Annotated in this window: 1 protein-coding gene and 1 pseudogene; both read left to right on the top strand. The window is 75.8% G+C overall.

All coding sequences use genetic code 11. The features are described from left to right. The coding region (locus ACFWBT_RS28245) for a hypothetical protein (protein ID WP_385705410.1) at positions 1-212 on the top strand (212 nt) is incomplete at its 5' end. 180 nt (positions 213-392) lie between these two features. Then, a pseudogene (locus ACFWBT_RS28240) lies at positions 393-792 on the top strand (aminotransferase); the annotation flags it as partial.

The following is a 792-nucleotide window of genomic DNA, read 5'->3' as shown; positions in this document are numbered from 1 at the left end:
CGGGGGTGCCCGGCCGTCCCGTCTCCACCGTCGACGGTTTCGCCGGACTAGGCACTGCCGGTTCGGTCTGCCACGCCGCCGACGAGGTGGCGAGGGAAGCGGCGCACGTCCCCGTGGTCACCACCGCATCGGCGGAGAGCGGCGTCCGCGATGGCACCCGTCGCAGCTGCGGTCCGGCATTGCCGGCCGGCACCCCGGGCCGGTCCGCGTGACGGGAAGCGCGTACCGTGCGAGCCGGTGGCGACCTGCGCGGTGGGTGAAGAGCGCACGCCGGTCCGTCGTACACGCCGCGCTCCTCGCCTGACGCACTCGCCGTCACGCCGCCCGAACAGCCCGCCCCGCCCGACCCGCTCAACCCGCCCGACCCGTTCTGTCCCGGAAGGACGAGCCCCGTGCTCACGTCGTACGCAGCCCACTTCGACACGCCCGCCGGGTACCTCGACTTCGCACGGTTCGGTCCGCCGTCGCGGGATGCCGTGGCCGCCACCGCGCGAGCCATGGAGGAGTCCGCCCGCGCCGATCACACCACCGTGGACGGCCTGATGCGGGCGGAGGCGGCGGCACGGGACGCGGCCGCCCGCCTCGCGGGCACCGACGCCCAGCACACCGTGCTGCTCCCGAACGCGTCCACCGGCCTGTTCCACGCCGCTCTCGGCATCCGGGAGGGTGTCGTCCTCGCGCCGCGCACCGATTTCCCGGCCAACCACTACCCGTGGCGCCGCACCGCTGACCTCGGCCGGGCCACCCCGCGCTGGCTGGAGCCGACGCCCGGCAGCGGGGTCACACCCGACC

This window comes from Streptomyces sp. NPDC060027 (assembly GCF_042737005.1).
Lineage (GTDB): Bacteria > Actinomycetota > Actinomycetes > Streptomycetales > Streptomycetaceae > Streptomyces.
The sequence above is the reverse complement of the archived record's forward strand: the minus strand, read 5'-3'. Positions and strand labels throughout refer to the sequence as shown.